Annotated in this window: 15 protein-coding genes; 9 read left to right on the top strand and 6 right to left on the bottom strand. The window is 35.8% G+C overall.

Features of this window, described 5'->3' with window-relative positions:
- A partial coding sequence (locus tag ACKI2W_RS06690; RefSeq protein ID WP_407380478.1) for an SMC family ATPase occupies positions 1 to 2,250 on the top strand: 2,250 nt, incomplete at its 5' end.
- Between the two features lie 4 nt (positions 2,251 to 2,254).
- Here ACKI2W_RS06690 and ACKI2W_RS06685 read toward each other — a convergent pair.
- Positions 2,255 to 2,656, bottom strand: a complete 402-nt coding sequence (locus ACKI2W_RS06685; protein ID WP_407380476.1) for a nuclease — start codon at positions 2,654 to 2,656, stop codon at positions 2,255 to 2,257.
- A gap of 88 nt (positions 2,657 to 2,744) precedes the next feature.
- Here ACKI2W_RS06685 and ACKI2W_RS06680 point away from each other — a divergent pair, with 88 nt between their 5' ends.
- From ACKI2W_RS06680 to ACKI2W_RS06670, 3 genes are all read left to right on the top strand, one after another.
- Complete coding sequence (locus ACKI2W_RS06680) at positions 2,745 to 4,028, top strand: Mur ligase family protein (protein ID WP_407380474.1); 1,284 nt, start codon at positions 2,745 to 2,747, stop codon at positions 4,026 to 4,028.
- Positions 4,029 to 4,097: 69 nt separating this feature from the next.
- Positions 4,098 to 5,354 (top strand): hypothetical protein, encoded by a 1,257-nt coding sequence (locus ACKI2W_RS06675; RefSeq protein WP_407380472.1) that lies wholly within the window; start codon positions 4,098 to 4,100, stop codon positions 5,352 to 5,354.
- Between the two features lie 16 nt (positions 5,355 to 5,370).
- The gene (locus ACKI2W_RS06670; protein WP_407380470.1) at positions 5,371 to 6,024 is read left to right on the top strand and encodes an NTP transferase domain-containing protein; all 654 of its coding nucleotides are present in this window, start codon (positions 5,371 to 5,373) and stop codon (positions 6,022 to 6,024) included.
- On the opposite strand, the gene ACKI2W_RS06665 is transcribed toward ACKI2W_RS06670, so the two are convergent.
- Genes ACKI2W_RS06665 through ACKI2W_RS06655 form a run of 3 tightly spaced genes read right to left on the bottom strand, consistent with a single transcriptional unit; the run spans position 6,017 to position 10,364 of the window.
- Complete coding sequence (locus tag ACKI2W_RS06665; protein ID WP_407380468.1) at positions 6,017 to 6,691, bottom strand: DUF169 domain-containing protein; 675 nt, start codon at positions 6,689 to 6,691, stop codon at positions 6,017 to 6,019. The genes ACKI2W_RS06670 and ACKI2W_RS06665 overlap by 8 nt on opposite strands.
- A 27-nt stretch (positions 6,692 to 6,718) precedes the next feature.
- On the bottom strand, positions 6,719 to 7,912 hold the full coding sequence (locus ACKI2W_RS06660; protein ID WP_407380466.1) for a PD-(D/E)XK nuclease family protein: 1,194 nt from the start codon (positions 7,910 to 7,912) through the stop codon (positions 6,719 to 6,721).
- A gap of 10 nt (positions 7,913 to 7,922) precedes the next feature.
- Positions 7,923 to 10,364 carry a UvrD-helicase domain-containing protein gene (locus ACKI2W_RS06655; protein WP_407380464.1) on the bottom strand — a complete coding sequence of 814 codons (2,442 nt, stop codon included), beginning with the start codon at positions 10,362 to 10,364 and terminating at the stop codon, positions 7,923 to 7,925.
- Positions 10,365 to 10,517: 153 nt separating this feature from the next.
- Between ACKI2W_RS06655 and ACKI2W_RS06650 the strand changes: the two genes are divergently transcribed.
- Positions 10,518 to 13,391: a DEAD/DEAH box helicase gene (locus tag ACKI2W_RS06650; RefSeq protein ID WP_407380480.1), complete on the top strand. Its 2,874-nt coding sequence runs from the start codon at positions 10,518 to 10,520 to the stop codon at positions 13,389 to 13,391.
- A 261-nt stretch (positions 13,392 to 13,652) separates the two neighbouring features.
- Here ACKI2W_RS06650 and ACKI2W_RS06645 read toward each other — a convergent pair whose 3' ends face one another.
- A complete protein-coding gene (locus ACKI2W_RS06645; protein ID WP_407380462.1) occupies positions 13,653 to 14,387 on the bottom strand; it encodes a tetratricopeptide repeat protein in 735 nt (244 codons plus the stop codon).
- 264 nt (positions 14,388 to 14,651) lie between these two features.
- The gene (locus ACKI2W_RS06640) at positions 14,652 to 15,800 is read right to left on the bottom strand and encodes an aldo/keto reductase (RefSeq protein ID WP_407380460.1); all 1,149 of its coding nucleotides are present in this window, start codon (positions 15,798 to 15,800) and stop codon (positions 14,652 to 14,654) included.
- Positions 15,801 to 15,951: 151 nt separating this feature from the next.
- Here ACKI2W_RS06640 and hypA point away from each other — a divergent pair, with 151 nt between their 5' ends.
- Genes hypA through ACKI2W_RS06620 form a run of 4 tightly spaced genes read left to right on the top strand, consistent with a single transcriptional unit; the run spans position 15,952 to position 18,708 of the window.
- Positions 15,952 to 16,329, top strand: coding sequence for a hydrogenase maturation nickel metallochaperone HypA (gene hypA / locus ACKI2W_RS06635; protein ID WP_407380458.1), 378 nt, complete (start codon positions 15,952 to 15,954; stop codon positions 16,327 to 16,329).
- Between the two features lie 21 nt (positions 16,330 to 16,350).
- Complete coding sequence (gene hypB, locus ACKI2W_RS06630; protein ID WP_407380456.1) at positions 16,351 to 17,004, top strand: hydrogenase nickel incorporation protein HypB; 654 nt, start codon at positions 16,351 to 16,353, stop codon at positions 17,002 to 17,004.
- Positions 17,005 to 17,016: 12 nt separating this feature from the next.
- Positions 17,017 to 18,048 carry a DUF354 domain-containing protein gene (locus ACKI2W_RS06625; protein WP_407380454.1) on the top strand — a complete coding sequence of 344 codons (1,032 nt, stop codon included), beginning with the start codon at positions 17,017 to 17,019 and terminating at the stop codon, positions 18,046 to 18,048.
- Positions 18,049 to 18,054: 6 nt separating this feature from the next.
- Positions 18,055 to 18,708 (top strand): class I SAM-dependent methyltransferase, encoded by a 654-nt coding sequence (locus tag ACKI2W_RS06620; RefSeq protein WP_407380452.1) that lies wholly within the window; start codon positions 18,055 to 18,057, stop codon positions 18,706 to 18,708.
- Positions 18,709 to 19,043: the final 335 nt, after the last annotated feature.

The raw sequence follows: 19,043 nt of genomic DNA, 5'->3' as shown, positions 1-19,043 counted from the left end.
GCCTGGAATAATATGATTCCATTAATCAGAGAATATGAAAACAAGCTTTCAGAAATAAAAGGTAAGTTATATTCCAAGGATGCATTGAAAGAGGAATATGAAACCAAATCCAAGGAATTAAATGCATTGAAATCAAGAGGTCACGAATTGGAATCACAAATTGAAGAGGTTAAAAACCTTATAAGTGAAATTTCCGAAAGCAAACGTGATATGGAACGTGAAAAGGAAATCTATGAAACTCAAATGAACAATTTGGCAAATGAGAAGCAAACGTTGGAAAGGCTTGAAAACGATAAGCAGCGTCTTCAGGAAAACCTTGATCAGATACGCGAAGCTGAAGAGGAAATCGGCCGTTTGGAAAAATATGTTTCAAAGCTGGACGTTTATCTGGACTTTGAAAAGTCAGTTGTCAGCATTCAATCCCTTAAGGAATCTGAAATTGAGCTTGAAGATAAGATAGATTCCATCAAGGAGCAGAAGAAATTAATTCATGCTAAAAAACAGGGATATAATGATTATTTGGCATCCGATGAGAAAATAACTGCTTTAAACAACCAGAAAGTTGAACTTGAAAAGCAGTTGGCGGCCTTAACTCAGCTTGAAAAAGATAAAAAAGAGTTATTGAAAGGCATAGAATCTGATAGAAACGACATTGAAAAATTCTTTTCACTTTCAAAGGAAAAGCTATTGGATTATGGCATTCCTCAGGATGAATTGGTCGATGTTGACGATTTGAAAAAACTGGGTGAAATTACCAATGAGTTCATGGATGAAATTTCAACCAAAATCGAAGATCTGACTAAGGAAATCAATTCCCGAAATGAGGATATTGTCGCATTCAAACAGGCTATCGTATCCTGTGAAAAACCGTTGGAGGAACTCGCTAACGTTGACAATAAGTGTCCTGTATGTCAGTCAGATATTGATGATGATAAAAAAGAGGAACTGATTACCCAATACAAAACGGATATTGAAGAGAATACAAAGGCAATCAGTGAACATGAAGAGACAATCAGATTGTTTACCAAGAATAAGGAAAGTTTCCAGGATAAGGAATCCAAGGTTAAAAAATTGTCCGAAGAAATTTTGGAATACAAATACAAGTTCTCTAACCTGGAAAAGGATTTGCAGCGTTTAAGTGAAATCGACCAAGGCCTTGATTCCAAGGAGTATACCGGAAATAAACTTGGAGAAATCATTATAGAGATATCCAAGGAAAGGGAAAATCGTGAAAGCTACAAGCAGGACCATGATGACTATAATCAATCCAAAGGTGCTTTGGATGTTTTGGGCAGTCAGACGGAATCCGAATATAAGCTTAAACAAATCAAAAACGAAATCGATACTCACGTTAAAAACATTAAGTTGGCCATAGACAGTGATCCTCATTTAAGCGGGGATATGGATAACCTGGAACTTAAACAGCGTATCGATGATTTGAAAGAGAAAAATGAACAGTACAATCAGCTTAAAGGTTTCGTTCAAAACAAAAATACAGTATCCACTCAGTTTGATTCAGTCAAGGAGGATATTGGTGTTTCAAACAATCAGCTGGAAATCATTCAGAACAAAATCAATGCATCCACTTACGATAAGGAAAAATACGAACAGATTATTTATCGTGATGAGATGTATGGCAGAAGAAACGAATCCTTCAGCAATGAACTGTCTGAGATTAAGGGAAGAGCAAGGGAACTCATCAATGTTCATAAGAGTTTAGCTGAAAAGATAAAGAACAATGAAAAATTCCAAAATGAATATGATAACATTTCTAAATATCTGGTTCTATTAAAGAATATCCGTGATTTATACAGTAAAAACGGTATTCAAAAAGAATTAAGAAATAATTCAAGACCGATTATACAGAAAAATACCAAAGAGTTCTTTGACGACTTTAATTTCAATTATTCCGATTTAATATTGGATGAAGACTATAATATCACTGTCAGAGGTCCTGAAGGTGAATCTTCAATGGCAATGGTGAGTGGTGGTGAAAAGATAGCTATTGCACTGGCTTTAAGATTAGGTATCACAAAATCCATGGCTAAGGGAGATTTGGAAACTATCTTATTGGATGAACCTACAATTCATTTGGATGATGCAAGAAGGCAGGAATTAATCAATTTATTAAAAGAAATGTCTGTATTGCCTCAAATGATAATTGTAACACACGAAAATCAGCTTGAAAGTGCTGCTGATAATCTGATTAAGGTAGAAAAAGAAAATGGAATTTCAAGAATAGTAAGTTAAATTACTATTCTTCTAAAAATTCATCGGAATTTTTAATGGAATCGACTATGCAGTTTGCATTCCAACCAACGATGGTTGCAGCTTTTTCTTCTAATTCTTCTGGTACTTCTTCAAGTCCGTATGGCCTTACAAGTACTAGAGGAATGTTATATTTTTCTCCAGCCGCTACCAAATCATTGAATGTTTCCTTGTTGTCCTTATATAATCCGGCAAGCAGGATAATCCTATCCACTTTTTTAAAGAATTCATCTCCGGCAGTTGCATAAGCGGCAGACATTGATTCTTTCCATAAAAAATCTGTTTTTGAGTATAATTTTTCTGTAAATTGTCCGTATTCTCTGTTTTTATCAATTCCATTGGTTATAATTAAATTATAAATTTTATCATCTTTATCTTCTTCAAACATTCATTTCACCTAAACAAAAAATATATTTTATAAAATACTTAAATTAATAATATATTTAGTATAATTTATTTTAAGGTTTTTGTTTTTTATGAAAGCGGCGGTTATTGGTTTAGGTGTAGAAGGTAAAAAGGCAGTTAATTCACTTTTAAAACATGGTTGGGAAGTTTATGCCAGTGATTTGAACAGTAACGTTGATTTGTCTGATTTGAATTTACATGGTATTTCTTTAAATTTTTTAGATGGTGGAGAAACATTTTCCATCGTTTCAGACACGTTAACTCTGGATTTGGGTTTTACCAATTCTCAGGCAATTGATGAATGCGATGCAATTGCTATAAGTCCCAGCATGTTCGGAGGATCTTTTGCCACTAAACTCTTGGATGAAGGCCATTTTTTAGGTGAAGTCGTTTCCAATCACAAGAAAATATTCACCATAGGTATAACCGGAACAAACGGTAAGACAACCACGGTTCACATGCTGAAATCTATTTTGGAAAACGCCGGTAAAAAAGTATTGGTCGGAGGAAACGGCGGAGGTGGCTTTTCAGGATATTATGATTTAATGCTTGAAGCCGAAAACGGCGATTATGACATAGTTCTTGTTGAAGTCTGTGACATGACATTGGATTTCTGTAATTATGCTTTTGACTTTGACATGGTCGGTTTGACCAATATAGGCAATGACCACATGGATGTCCACAAAACCATAGCCAATTATAAGGATTCTCTGGTAAGATTTTTCACAGATAAGGAAATTTTCACTGCATTCAATCAGGACTTCAACAGCAATTTCAAGGAAGTCGCTGCAAAGCATATTTCCTATTTTGAATATCAGGACGAGTTAAGGGTTTTCGGTAAATTCAATAAGTTAAATGCAGGTTTGGCTATGGCCATTGCAGGTGAGTTGAAAATTTCCAAAGACATCATTAAAGAGAGTTTGGCAGAGTTTGAAGCTGTCAGCGGACGTCTGGATGTTTATAAAATTAATGATGCTCTGGTTTATGTTGGTAAAACAGATAACTCCGATGCATTGAAATCAGTTTTGAGTGAAAAGGACTTTTATGCAATATTTATCGGTACTCCGAGATCACATGAAACTCACAGGCTTGAAATCATTGATGAGGCCGTAAAGTATAATCCTGAAGTGATTGTTATTTTCCCTGGTTTGGATGATAACCTGGATTTGGCCATTTATCGTTTAAACTACTTAAAATATCGTGGAAGGGTATTGACTGCCACTTCTTTGGATGATATAATAGCATATGTTGCAGAGTTCTCTCATGAGGAGGCAATGCTTATTGGTGGAAATGGACAGGATGCCATCATTAATATTCAGGAAAGAATTAAATTAATCTCCGAAAAACTCGCTTAAATCATTATGTATAAATAGTAATAAAATACATATTATTCAGTAATAGTAATTTACTTAGGTGTTTGTATAATGAGTTATGAATGGAGAAATACTTCTATTAAAATTGTATTGATTTTATTTTTTATTTGCATATTGTTATTTGCATTTTCATTTGTAAATCATACATCATTTACCGGCCAATCATTTGCGGCGGCTTATGATTTGCCTATAGGTCAATCCATGTTTGCAGGAGATTCTGTTCTGGATGATAGGGATATGATTGAGGTTCCATTGCTTTCAAATCCAACATTTATAATCCATGAAATTTCAACTCTAGATTTAAAGGGCATATTATTAACTTTAACAACGGGTTATGTTCCTTTTGATTTTTCAACCATTTCTTCTGATGGTATTGATTCTTATGGAAATGTCTATGGTTTTGAAGGTCCGGGGTATTTGACTCTTGACGGTGATAAACTATCTGTTAAGGCTCCTGATAATTATATATGGGGTTACAGTAGTCCTTATAAGGTATTAACCAAAACTGAAGATGGTGTAGATGTTGTTGAGAATGGTACTGTTGTAGAATCCGTTCCTACTGACCAAATTAAAGATTTGCCTTACAGCAATGATTTCTATAACGCTACATCAATTGTGAACTGGTATAATTATGATTCCAGCGTCGGTTCCAACTTCACTTTGCAGAAAGGAATTGTAGGATTCTCTGATGGAAGAAACAATATCAGCTATGATGATGTAGAACGTATTTTCGGTAAGGAAGTTTCCGATTATGTGGATGCTTATCCTTCTTATTCTCCAATCGTTTTGTATATGGGAAATACCACTGAAATCGATGGGGAAGTCTATTATACATATTTAGGTTCTCACCCTGAATACGGTGACAGTGTAAGGGAATTCAACGCAAGACAGTTCGTTGAGGCATGGAACAATACAGTAATTCCACCAAACTCTTCAGGTAATGGTCATGACTATGTATCATTCGGAGCAGCTTCAGATGACGAAGCTCCCGGGGGAAGTGCGGCACATGGTGTATGTCCGCCGGCTAGGGCTTTAAGGGCTGCTGTTTTAGGTGAAGGATTTAGTCTGCCTGTTGGTATGGACGGTTCTGAAAATGCTGTACTGTACGGTTACAACCCTGCAAGTGACATTAAAGTAACCAATACCCATGACTATCCGGTTAAAATTGTCATGTGGACTGAAGGTGAAGGTACTGGAATGTGTATATTGGCTAAAATTGTCAGGTATGTTCCTACAAGCGATGTCAATTCCACGAATATGACTACAAATTCAACCAGTTCGACTGATATAGGTGATTCATCCACCTAATATTTCTTTTTTTATTATGACAGTTTCAGCAATCATCACAGCAGCAGGAAAGAATTCCAGAATGCGTAAAGATCAGATTTCCAGAAATCTCGAAGTTAAAAATAAACTCATTTTACCATTTAACGATAAGACAGTTTTGGAGACCACCATTGACAATACATTATATGCAAATATTGATGAATGCATTGTGGTACTTGGCCATTATAGTGATGAAATAATGGATGCTATTTCTGATAATTATGAAGACTCAGTAAAATTCATCATAAACAATCCGTGTGATGTAGGTTTATCAACTTCTTTATATCATGGTCTGTCAAATATATCTTCAGATTTTGCATTATGCGTAACCGGTGACCAGCCGACAGTATCAACGGACACATTTAACAACATGATAAATGTATTGGAAAAGTGTGAAAATCCATTCAATACAATTTCCATTTTAAGAAGAAGAAAAACAGGCTTGCTGGATACTGCCGAAGGCCTTGGAATGCCATTTGTAGCACCAAGGGTTAACTTAATGAATTATCTTGAAAATGAGGACGATAACCTAAATCCGATTTTAAGAAAGATATTTGCTGACGGTTATACATTTTATGGTATAAAAGAAAAAAATAAAAAGGAATTATTGAACATTAATCATTATGATGATTATTTGGATGTAATTAAATAGATTCCAATCCGTTAATTACTTCTTCTATTTTTGCTGCGCTAATACCGATGGTCATTTCATTGTCTTTGATATCAGCGGCTTTTCTAGAACCATCACAGCCTAATGTAAAGTTAATTCCATCTTCAATGTAAGGATTTGCAAAAGCATCTCCGCATAATGATTGAATACCTGCGAAACTAGGGTTGATCTTTTCGCCGGTTGCATATACGATACTTTGAGCCAATTTCATACCGCCAACAGGTTCGGTAATGATTTGAATTACATCAGCTTCAAAGTCAGCCTCATCCAAAGGTGCGTAAATCATTCCCCAATGTTCGTCTTCAACAATGGAAAGCTTTGAAGTAAGACTTTTTGCTGTTTCCAAATCTTTGAATCTGCCTAATGAGAAATATTTTTCTCCGTTTGCCAATTTTTCAGGCATATCTCTTAAACCGATTGCTCCTGCTCCGCCAAGACACATTTGCTCTTCAACGGTACTGTAGAACTTTTCACCGAGAGAAGCTTTTCTAACCATTTCGCAGTGCCTTACCTTTTCGGAAATCAGTTCGTATCCTTCAGGGACTTCATCTTCGCTCTGAATCAGTTTCATAGCTACAGGTTTGCATGTCAATTTAACTTGTGAAGCTATTACATCACAATATTTTTTATTTTTCTCCAAACTACTCATAATACTCACCTTATATTAATATTTGTATTAAGGAATTTTAAATTCTTTTGTTTTGTTCTTGTTGTTTTTGCAAAAAGTTTTGAAGTCGCATGCCGAACAGGTTCTCTCTTCACCTTCGGCTGTCCAAGCATCCTGTATCTTGGAACCGTTAATCTCCTTTATTATGGAAGTTTCTATTTTTTCAACGACATTGTCGAATTTCATCAGCGCTTCGTCAATCTTTTCATCATCTATAGGTATTATTCTGATTGATCTGTCTACTTTGAACTTTTCGGACAGTTTAGGCATTTCATCATCGTCCTGCCATTTTTCAATCAGTTCAATATCGTCCTTATACTCTTCGCTGTCGCCGACATCAGTCATATGATAGTAGATATCATCTTTAATCAGTTTCAAATCTTCAATTGAAGGAACAAGTTCATTCAAATAGAATATTATTCCTGCAATAGGTTTTTTGTTCTCTTGCTTTTGCCTAAGCCAGGAATAAGTGAGAATCTGCCTTTCATGATAATCCCAATTTTCATTGTTGCTGTTTTTGACATCGCTAGGAGGTCTTTTCATTCCCTTATAATCAATGATGATTTCATATTCATCCTTACCGTATTTTTCGGCGAGCTTATTGAATTCTTCGTTTTCCTTTAAATATTTTACAATTTTATTGTCATCATTGATATTTACGAGGCTCAGCACGTCAATTACTCCATTGATGCCGTAATATTTGGAACGCTTGTCATTTTTGGTGTAGGGCATGTCCCTTAAACCTTTGATTAATACCTCTGCGGATTCCATTAACGGAAACAGGTCGGCTCCCCAAACGTTAATTGCCTTTTCGGCCCTGGCGCTTGCCAGCTTTTTGTGGTCGTATTCATTAAGGTCCTCAATCTCCAGTTCACTGTCCGGATGATTTATGGTAAAGAAATGATTTGCAGGAGGATAAAGTCCTCTGACCTGAAGTCTTCTGTCGATTATCTCCTCAATAGGTCTGATATTTTCCTTCCAGTCCCAAGGGAATTCTGTTTTATTATTTTCCCATTCAAGATAGGCCTCTTCCATAACTCCGTGAATAAATTCACCAAACCACAGCTGAACGGGCATTGAAGGCGGAAGGGTTCCCTTATTCTGGTAGCGGTATTGCAATCCGCATGTCAGGTATGATAATAAATCTCCGGTCAAACTGTATTCCGGAATCATATATGGTTTTGATTTTGATGATAACTTCATTAAATCACCTTTATACTAAATAAATCTCCTTAAATCCTTTCTGATGTTCGTCTCTACTCCATCCCAAAGCAATGTTTGGAATTGACTTGTGCTTGTCCTTATATGCATAGCCGTCAATTGCATTGTATAGTCCGACCAGAATCAGAATGTGCTCCGCCCTTGAAAATGCCACAAAATAAAGTCTTGTCAAATCGTCAAATGATTTGTCCTTTTCGCTTCTGTTGCCTTCACCAAGCTCGCTGTATTTACGTATGGTCTCTTCCATAATTGTGTAGTCAGGTTCCATTTTGGGAAATCTCAGGCTCTGTGTTCTCACGTCATTGTTTTTGAATTTTGAACCCACATCGACTATCACCAAAGGAAATTCCAGGCCTTTTGACTGGTGAATTGACATGATGTTCAGTCGGTTTGCAGGCAGTGTTTCAAGCAGGGATTCCTCTATTGAAACGTCTCCTGTAGCTATTGGAAGGAAGATATTCCATATTGCTTCAAGAATTGACAGCCTTTCCTCTTCAGGTGATGTAAATACAATATTGGCCGAATATTTGTTGAAAAATCCTGTTTGGGTAATTGATTGGGTAATTGCTTCCAGATAAACCACACCTTCAGCATCCTCCTGTAGGAAATCCAGCCATGTAACCAGTTTATATGCAAGTTCCATTAAATTGGCTCTGTCTGGCCAGGAATCGTATCCTCTAGGGTTTCTCCTTTGCCAATCGATAACGAAAGTGTTTAAATTGAAGGGTTCATGGGGCATAGGGTTCAGTTTGATATATTCCCTGGCCTCATATCTCCAGCGTTGCATATTCCTTTTTCCAAGAAGAGGCAATTGTTTATCGGATTCCTGGACTTTGGACTCGGGATCAATACATTCAAGCATCAGTCCGCAGAATATTGCCACTTCCTTTATTTCCTGAAGGTCACGTCCTCTAGGATTGAATACGTCAATAGGAGGTTTCAGTCTCCTCAACTGGCGCCTTATATGGCCGTTTAATGTTGGGGTTCCAAATTTCATTTCCTGCGGTGAATATGTCAGGACAGCCATGTCTGATGCTGAACCTTCCTCTTCATCCAGTTTGATGGTAATCAGTTCCTTTCCTCTGGCTTTCTGTGCACTTTCTTTTCTCAGCTGTGAAAGGTCTCCTTTAGTTTTGCACCTTTCAAGCTTTTTGAAGTACTCGTCATCTATTACCCTGTTTACCTTTAAGGTGGTTTCGCCCTTATTGATTAGGTCGCCCACTAGCTTTGCAATGTCCTTGGACAGCATTTCAGGGTTGTTTCTGAACAATCCTAAAATTGGCATGTTGTTCTTTTCCAGTTCGGGAGCAATGATTTTAGGCTTATCTTCAACTCTTGCATTTTGATATTCTCCGTCAAGCTCAACAAACCTGTTGCAATGATTGATGATGTTTTTGCTTGAACGGTAATTCGTTCTCAGGTTAATCTCTTCAACATCGATTCCAAGCTTTTCCCTTACTCTTGATTTGAAGTTCGTGAAAAGGTCAACGGTGGCTCCCCTAAAACGGTAAAGGGACTGGTCATCGTCGCCCACAACAGAAATGCTTCCTCCATTTTCAATAGCTGATTTTGCCATCGTAAAGTAGATTTCCTCCTGAATCAGATTGGTGTCCTGATATTCATCGATTAAAATGATTTTCAGGTCATCCAGGAAAATGTCCAGCTTGTCATTCCTTAAAAAGTCAAGGAATTTGGATTCAAGCATTGTAAAGTCAATGATGTTTCTGCTTTTAAGTTCATCCTCATATTCCCTAATGCAATCAAGAGCTATTCTGGCACCGCTTCCTTCACCAACATTATTGTAGAACTCTTCAAAGTCTATTTGGTCATAATACATTCTGTTTTTCATTTCAAGAAGGATTTCACTCATCTGTGAGGCTTCCTTCAATTTCTCTTTTTTAGTGAAGCTTCTGAGATATCCTTCAAGGTTGGCGTCCAGGTAGCGGTTGTCCTTGAGAAGTATCTTCACCATTGCGAATTTGGCAACGAATTCCTCTATAACCTCTTCTTGATTTGTTCCCGGCTCCTTATGAACACGCAGGAGCTCCTGAGCAATACTGTCTGTAGTTCCAAGGGTTATCTGGTTGAAGTCAATTCTGTTTATTGCCATGAGAAGGTCAAAATCGTCTCCGGCATTGTCTATGAGATAATTTTTAATTTCATCTCCCCATCCGAGAATACGTGAATATAGTTCATTGGCAGCTTTTTTTGTAAATGTTGTTGCCAGTATTTCGTTTGGCTTGACATCATCAACGAAGATGTATTTCAATATTTTAAGCACAATTACTGTTGTTTTTCCAGATCCCGGTCCAGCTACAATAAAAAGTCCTTCATTTTCTTTTGAAAGAATAGCTTTTTTCTGGTCATGGTTGGATGAAATATCTCTTTTCAAAATATTTACAACTATATCTTCAAATTTTTCATAACTAATCATTGTAATTCCCTAAAAATTTTATTATATAATATATATTTTTTTAATGGTTTATAAACTAATTGAGAGAGCATTTGAACAGTATTGAAAAAACACAATAATTTAAATATTAATTTAATCAATATAATATCTGAATAACTATTTTTAATGATTATTATGTTAGATTCTCCGATTGATGCATTTAAAAACGATGTCAGGTTTAGGGATTACATTGCCCATGTCGAAACAATCCCTGCAAAAAAAGCCAGTTTCAAAAAGATTCCTGATTTAAATGATAAGATCGTTGATTATCTTGATTCAAAGGAAATTAAACTGTATGAACACCAGGCAGAAACTTATGAAGCAATAAAACGGGACGAAAATGTCATTTTGACAACAAATACCGCTTCTGGAAAAACCCTGGCATTCAATCTGCCAATCATGGATACGTTAATTGATGATGAAAAGGCAACTGCACTTTATATTTATCCGGCAAAGGCATTGTCAAATGATCAGTTGAATGTTTTAAAGGAATTGGAAAGTGATTTGGGCATTAAAACCAATCCCAGAACCTATGACGGTGACACTCCAAAGTCCCAAAGGTATGGAATCAGACAAAAGTCAAGGGTAATCCTGACAAATCCATATCAGCTGCATCTGATTCTGTCATGGCATCACCAGTGGGAGAGATTCTACAGAAACCTTAAATACATTGTAATCGATGAGGCACATTATTATAGGGGTGTTTTCGGTTCCAATGTGGCTTTTTTAATCAGAAGGCTTAAAAGAATAGCTAATTTCTACGGGTCTGATCCTAAATTTATTCTTTCATCAGCAACATTGGCCAATCCCTTGGAGCTTGCCAATAAGCTGACGGGTGAGGAATTCACTTTGGTTGACAATGACACTTCACCGAGCGGAGAGAAAGATTTTATCCTGTTCAATCCATTTAAAAACTATAGAAATTCAGCCAAATCGTCTGCTCCCTCAATACATGTTGTTACAGCAGATATTTTCCGTTATCTCATGCTTAAAAATATTCAAACTCTGTGTTTTACAGTTTCACGTAAAATCACTGAATTAATTGCAATGTGGTCCAAAAAGGATGCCAAATTGACTGACGGCAAACTGGACAATACTCGTATTGCCGCTTATAGGGCAGGTTACCGTCCCGAAGAGCGACGTGAAATCGAGGACGGCTTAAAGTCAGGCAAATATCTGGGAGTTACATGCACCAATGCGTTGGAGTTGGGAATTGATATAGGATCTCTTGATGCAGTAATCATTTCAGGTTTTCCCGGAACCATGATGTCCACATGGCAGCAGAGCGGAAGGGCTGGAAGAAGCAATCAGAAATCCCTTGCGATTTTGCTTGCATTTGAAAATCAGCTTGACCAGTATTACATGAACAATCCGAAGGCATTTTTCTCAAAACCTCAGGAAAAGGCAATCATTGATTTGACCAACCCTATTTTGCAGGAAGCACATTTATTATGCGCCGCTAATGAATTGCCTCTGAAGAAAGGAGAGGCTATGCAATATTTCAACATTTCCGATGAAGTCCTGGACAATCTTGTCAGGAAGGATTACCTGTACCTGTCCCGTGTCGGCAATTATACATATAAATATGATGATAATCCTGCATTTGACCATTCACTGGACCAGATATCTTCAGAAGAGTTCAAGATTATGAGCAACGGCAGACTGCTTGAGACAATGGAACGCTCACAGGTATATCGTGAAGCCCACGAGGGAGCTATTCTAATCAATAAGGGAGAAACATATACTGTTGATAATGTCAATCTGAAATCAGGATATGTCAACGTATCGAAGAAAAATGTTGACTATCACACCATGGTGCTCAATGATACAGACGTTAATGTGGTGTCAAAGGAGTTTAAAAAGCAATATGGTGATTTGACAATTCATTTCGGTGAATTAAACGTTAAGAAGGACTATTATAAATACAAAAAAATGCAGCATTCAAGGGTTCTGGGAATGTATTCACTTGACCTGCCTCCATTGAAATTCAAAACTAAAGGATTATGGTTTACAATTCCAAAAAGCGTAAAGGATACATTAAAGGATTTGTATCCTGATGACGATGAAGTCTTTGAAGGCGGACTTCACGGAGCGGAACATGCATTGATCGGACTCTTTCCTCTGCAGGTAATGTGTGACCGCTTCGATATAGGCGGAATGTCAACGGCATATCACAAGGACACTGAAGACGCTACCATATTCATTTATGACGGATATGAAGGAGGAATCGGAATCTGTGAAAAGGCTGTGGATGTCTTTGTTGAGCTTTTGGAATCAACATTGGATTTAATCAAGGGATGCAAATGCAGAAACGGATGTCCTTCATGCATATATTCACCTAAATGTGGTAATGATAATAAGCCTCTTCACAAAAATGCAACAGAGTATATTTTGCAGTATATGCTTGATGAAACGTTGAAGAATAATTCCGAGGTTAAAACTGAAGAAATTCCTGTCGCTGAAGATGAAGACTTGTACTTACAGGCACTAAACCTTTATTCAGATCACCTTTACAGCCAGTCCAAGGATCTGCTCCATGAGATACTCTCTGTCGATGCAGATGACTTGAATGCAAATCTTTTAATGGCTCATGTACTTTATGAACAGGGAATTGAGGATGTTTCAATGTATTATGCAAGAAAGGCGTTAAAGATAAGTCCTTCAAATCAGAACGCAGCTACACTGCTGCAGAAACTCCAGTTCGCTCCGGCCAGCAAGGAATTCGTTCATAAAAGTGTTGATAATGATGAAGACAAATCATTTGATGATGTCGATACATTATATGAGGAAGCTTACGATTTATTTAATCAGGGTGATTTGGATACTGCAAGGGAACTCTTGGAAGAGCTTCTTGCTATTGATGATACACATGTCGAAGCCAATGCACTGATGGGTTATGTTTACCGTATGGCAGGAGTATTTCCAAAAGCTATGGAATATGCCAGAAAAGCATCCAAATTGGATAAGAATAATGAGATGGTTCGTGAGCTAATAAAGGAATTATCTTAAAACTATTTGTCGTCCCAAATGATGATAACATTATTGTTATTTATAGGCTTTTTTTTATTGATGGTAAATTAAGACCCGTCATCGACAAGGAATGAAAACTGATAAACAATACAGTGCTTGATGAAGTATTTAATAGTCTGAAAAAGAATAATCATAAAGTTGAATCGGATACCTTATTAAGCTTGGTTGAACTGCCTCGAGTTCTACCGTTCGAGATAGTTCAAATTAGGTTGGTTTTAGATAATTTAATTATGTTTTCACTTAACTTTCAAGAAATTCTTTTAATTCATTAATCGATTTATTTGTTTCATCTAGTTTCAATGCTTTTTCTATATAATATTTTGATTCATCATAGTTGCCCAATTGAATTAGGACATATGAAATACAATACATGTAGCTAACATCAAGGGGATTGCCATCTATTGCTAATTTAAAGTATTCATATGCATTTTCGTAGTTCTCTAAAAACATCCAAGAATAACCAATATTTGCATATAAGTAGTGATGATTATAACCCAATTCTTCAGATTCTTTCAAACATTCCAACGCTTCATGATATTTGCAGGATAAATTTAATGCAGCGCCCTTAACAGATAATATATATTGCTCTTTCCCGTAAATGAATATGTATAAATTGGTTATTTTTAAAGTTAAATAAGAATATTCCTTCTCCAAACAAAATTTGGCAATATCTATCAATATATGTTTTAAATAAAGCCAAATCATAAACAAAAGAAATCCAAAGGAAAGAAAAACGTTTTGCAAATCATTGTTCATTAGTCCAAATGTACCGTCAATAAAACAGAACAGCATCATAAGATATACTAAAATTTTGCGTATTTTGACAGGAAACACTTCTTCTAATTGGTCAAACATGAACACTATGAAAAAAGCAGTATAAAACAGATTCCACAAATCGGGATTATATTGGATATGGATAAGTAAATCTCCTATCAAAAGAAAAAATAAAATAAAATATTTGATTTTCCTGTCCATATTTTTATTATAGTTTCCTATTAGATATAATTGTTTTTAAAAGTTTATATTTATTATATTAAATTATGATTTTCACTTCCATTCTACTCATTTTTTTATCCTATTTGAATGATGTAAAAAGAGAATTGTATAATGAGGATTTTATTCATTAAAATTAACTGAACTTTAAAAATTAGATTAGATTTCGTATTATGAAATGGAATAATGAATTATTTTAAATATTATGCTCTGTTAAAAAAATAATGGGATGGTTAATCGTTTTTTTTAAGGGGCGCCTGAATAAGCGCTGAAACCTTCTTCAAAGTGTTCACAGACTTTTTCAAGCTCTTCAGGTATGTCAATGTGTTGTGTACAGTAATCCAGGCAGGTTCCACAGTATGTGCATTCATCGGCAGGAATTTTCTCGTCACCTAATTTATCGAAATAATTTTTATAGATGTTTGATTCAGGCTGATTTTTGCTTCTGTTGAACAGTGCGAAATATTCAGGTATAGGAATCATTTCAGGACATGCATCAACACAGTATCCGCATTCGCTGCATGGGACTGCAAGTTTTGAGCTTAATTTTTCTGCCATTTCCTCTAAAAATTTGCTTTCAGATTCATTTAAAACCTCGAAGTTTTCAAAAGTATCACAGTTATCAAGCAAATCATCCATCTTGTTCATTCCGCTCAGAACGATTTTTACATGTTCAAGGGATGCGCAGAATCTCAATGCATAGCTTGCTATTGACTTGTCAGGGTTAAACTCCTTGAATTCATTTTGAATGTCTTCACTCTGGTTTACGATAACTCCTCCTTTCAGAGGTTCCATCACATAGACATCGAGTCCGTATTCAACACACAGGTCATAGCATTTGTGTGCTTCAATGGCAGGATCTTCCCAATCAAGGTAGTTCAGTTCCAGTTGCACGATGTCAAGGAAATCTCCGTATTTTTCTAAAACTTCTTTTAGCAGTTTGGAGTTGTCGTGGAAGCTGAATCCGATTTTTTTAGCTATTCCGTCCTCTTTCATTTTCTTTATATATTCGAATGTTTTTGCGTTTTCTGCAAGTTTAAACCATGGAATGTTAACATTATGGACAAAAAACACGTCAAAGTATTCAATTCCTAGTCTTTCAAGCATTTCTTGGACAAACTTGTCATTGTCCTCTTCTGATGTCAGTGCCCAGGTCGGCATCTTGTCACAAATCTGATAGGACTCTCTCGGATATCTTTCAACTACAGCTTTTCTAATAGCTACCTCAGACATTCCGTTATGGTAAGCGTAAGATGTGTCAAAGTAGTTGAATCCTTTTTCCATGTATATGTCAACCATTTCATTGAACAGTTCCTGGTCTATGCTTGTTGGGTCGTTAGGGTCTGTTGTCGGAAGCCTCATGCATCCGAATCCGAATTTACTTTCATAACTCATATTATTACTCTCTCTTTTTGTTAATAATACTTTATTTCAGGAAATATATAAATGTTGTTAATTGCAACAATTTCTATTGATAAAATTTATTAACACAGTAGATTAAAAATTATAATATTAAAAATTATATTTTTTTCTTAGGTGAAATAAAATGCATGAATTGTCAATGGCTCAAGGAATAATAAATGCAGTAATTGAAACTGCGGAAAGTAATAATGCAACTGAAGTCAATGAAGTTACCATTGAACTTGGAAGACTTGCAATGGTTAATCCAGAGCAATTAGAATTTATTTTAGGAGTATTGGTTGAAAATACAATTATGGAAGATTCAAAAATAGTCTTTGAAGAAATTCCGGTGGAAGTTGAATGTCATGACTGCAATTTCCATGGAAATGCTATACTGGATGACAAGGACCATTACGCACCTATGGTCAAATGTCCTGAGTGCGATAGTTTCTCTGTTGAAATTTTAAACGGTAAGGATATTGTTGTTAAAAATATTGTCATTGAAAAACCTGAGGATGATTAAACTGAAAGATATGGTGATTATATGCATCAAGTAGCAGATGTTGAAGTAGCAAAAAATATTATGGACGCTAACAAAAAATTAGCTGATAGGAATAAGAAAAACTTAGAGGAAAAAGGAATATTCTGTGTTGATTTTGTAGGGGCAATCGGATCCGGTAAAACAACATTGGTTGAAGAAATCATTGATAATACCGATTATAAAATAGGTGTATTGGCAGGAGATGTAATCTCTAAATTCGATGCCGGAAGAATAGAAAAGCACAATGTCCCTGTTGTAGGATTAAACACTGGAAAAGAATGCCACTTGGACGCTCACTTGGTAGGCCACGGTATTGAAGACCTGCCATTGGATGACATGGACATGCTCATCATTGAAAATGTAGGAAACCTAATCTGTCCGGTTGACTTTGAATTAGGTTCACATTTAAGAATCGTTGTTGTAAGCGTTACCGAAGGGGATGACACAGTTGAAAAACATCCTATCATCTTCCAGACCTCTGATGTTGTTGTCATCAACAAAGTTGATTTGGCAGATGCTGTCGGTGCGGATGCAGATAAAATGGTTGATGATGCCAAAAAATTAAATCCTAACATTAAAGTCATCAAATCCAGCTTAAAAGAAGGCAAAGGATTGGATGAAATTATTGAATGCATTGAAGATGCAATGAAAAATTAGTCTGGTGATTTTTTGAAAATTTGGATTGATATTTCTAACGCTCCTCACGTAAGGTTCTTCAAGGATGTAATCAAGTATCTTGAAGCCGAAGGTGAGGATTTGATTGTCACCGCAAGACAGTTTGGTGATATTCATAAGCTGATGAATATGTATGATATAGACTTCATATCCGTTGGAAAACATGGTGTAAGTTTATATGACAAGCTCAAGGAAAGTACTTCAAGAGTATATAACCTTGTTGACATTATAGCCGGTGAAAGGGTTGATGTCGCCCTTAGCAAGCATTCTATCGAACTTCCTAGAATCTCATTCGGTTTAGGAATTCCGAGTTTGTACGTTTTAGACAATGAACATGCCCTTGCAGCCAACAAGTTAACCTTACCTTTATGTGACAGAATTATCACTCCAAGCAAAATTGATATGTGGAAGCTAATGAAATTCGGAGCCGATCCAAATACTATTATTCCATATAACGGAACCTCCGAATTGATGCACTTCAAAAGCTTCAAATACAATGATGATGTTTTCAAGGATTTGAATCTGAAACTCGAACATCCAAAAACCATCTTGATGAGACCTGAACCTTCCCTCGCATCATACCTGGATGCCGATTGCAGAAAGTCAGTATTGTCTCCAATCGTTGATGATTTAAAAGATCATGCAAATATCCTGATTTTACCAAGATTTAAAGAACAGGCTGATATTTTTGAAGGAATTGACCATGTAACAATATTGGAGCCTCCAGTTGACACTTCAAGTTTGATTAAAAAATGTGATCTTGTTATCGGTGCCGGAGGAACTATGAACAGGGAAGCGGCTATCCTTCAGACTCCAGTTATTTCATGCTATCCTGGAACGACTTTGTCAGTTGACCAGTACTATATTGACAATGGACTTATGTACAGGTCAAACAATGTTAATCAGGTCGTTACAAAGGCTTTGGACTTCCTTCAGAATCCTCATGAAAAAATTGACCTTAAAACTGATGACCTGTTCCAGATTATCATAGATAATCTGTATGATTTGGGAAAAAACGGTAAATAGTTTCACATGAAAATTATTAAAAATCCTGAGTTATTGATTAATGCCGGAAATCCTAAAGGCAAATTGGGCGAAGAGCTGATCAATAACATGAATGTTAATCATGAAGGACTTGCTCAATGGGGAGTAAGTCATTTGAATATTTCTCAAAATTCTCTTATTCTAGATATTGGCTGCGGTGGCGGAGTCAATGTCAGAAGATTTTTAAAATTAACTGATAATAAGGTCTATGGAATAGATTATTCACAATTATCCGTTGAAAAATCCATACAACTGAATTTTGTGGAAATTGAAAATCAAAGATGCGAGATAAGGCAAGAATCTGTCTCTCAAATGTCTTTTGATGATAATTTTTTTGATATCATAACTGCTTTTGAAACAGTCTATTTCTGGCCGGACTTTGAAAATGATTTGAAGGAAGTCAATAGGGTCTTGAAAGATGACGGTATTTTTCTTATTTGCAATGAAGCGCTTCCGAAGGAAAATGATGAACGTCAAAAGGAATTCATCGAATTGTTGAACTGCAATATTTACTCGGAAGACGAATTGGTTAGCTATTTAAAAAATAATGGTTTTTCAAGGGTTAAAACTTTTGTTAAGGAGTCAAAGGATTCATTCACTGGCGAAGATGCATCATGGATTTGTGTCATTGCTCAAAAATAAGTTGTAGGGAAAGTATGTTGATAATTAAAGATTCCCTAATTTTGCTAATAATTAGCTTCCATTTCTGTTAAATATGATACTTTTTAGTAAAGATAATGATGGGATTATACAGGTATCTATTACTACAATGGAATTGTATTATACCGAATATTTGATTTAAAGCTAATAGGTATAGTATTAACAATTTTTGGTTTAATTTTATTGATTTGCACTGAAAGAAATTATTACACTAAAAGATTGTATTTCATATACAAATACACAAATCCTCCAGTCATCAGATATTATTATAAACTAATAAATTATTTAAAAAAGCAGTTGAAACCAATAACTCGGCA

This window comes from Methanobrevibacter sp., assembly GCF_045603845.1.
GTDB lineage: Archaea > Methanobacteriota > Methanobacteria > Methanobacteriales > Methanobacteriaceae > Methanocatella.
The sequence above is the reverse complement of the archived record's forward strand: the minus strand, read 5'-3'. Positions and strand labels throughout refer to the sequence as shown.

Bases quoted from the DNA above. Each gene is read 5' to 3' on its own strand.
- ACKI2W_RS06620 (WP_407380452.1), top strand. From the start codon at position 18,055: ATGAAAATTATTAAAAATCCTGAGTTATTGATTAATGCCGGAAATCCT.
- ACKI2W_RS06645 (WP_407380462.1), bottom strand. From the start codon at position 14,387: ATGGACAGGAAAATCAAATATTTTATTTTATTTTTTCTTTTGATAGGA.
- ACKI2W_RS06685 (WP_407380476.1), bottom strand. From the start codon at position 2,656: ATGTTTGAAGAAGATAAAGATGATAAAATTTATAATTTAATTATAACC.
- ACKI2W_RS06655 (WP_407380464.1), bottom strand. From the start codon at position 10,364: ATGATTAGTTATGAAAAATTTGAAGATATAGTTGTAAATATTTTGAAA.
- ACKI2W_RS06650 (WP_407380480.1), top strand. From the start codon at position 10,518: ATGTTAGATTCTCCGATTGATGCATTTAAAAACGATGTCAGGTTTAGG.
- ACKI2W_RS06675 (WP_407380472.1), top strand. From the start codon at position 4,098: ATGAGTTATGAATGGAGAAATACTTCTATTAAAATTGTATTGATTTTA.
- ACKI2W_RS06640 (WP_407380460.1), bottom strand. From the start codon at position 15,800: ATGAGTTATGAAAGTAAATTCGGATTCGGATGCATGAGGCTTCCGACA.
- ACKI2W_RS06665 (WP_407380468.1), bottom strand. From the start codon at position 6,691: ATGAGTAGTTTGGAGAAAAATAAAAAATATTGTGATGTAATAGCTTCA.
- hypB (WP_407380456.1), top strand. From the start codon at position 16,351: ATGCATCAAGTAGCAGATGTTGAAGTAGCAAAAAATATTATGGACGCT.
- ACKI2W_RS06660 (WP_407380466.1), bottom strand. From the start codon at position 7,912: ATGAAGTTATCATCAAAATCAAAACCATATATGATTCCGGAATACAGT.
- ACKI2W_RS06680 (WP_407380474.1), top strand. From the start codon at position 2,745: ATGAAAGCGGCGGTTATTGGTTTAGGTGTAGAAGGTAAAAAGGCAGTT.
- ACKI2W_RS06670 (WP_407380470.1), top strand. From the start codon at position 5,371: ATGACAGTTTCAGCAATCATCACAGCAGCAGGAAAGAATTCCAGAATG.
- hypA (WP_407380458.1), top strand. From the start codon at position 15,952: ATGCATGAATTGTCAATGGCTCAAGGAATAATAAATGCAGTAATTGAA.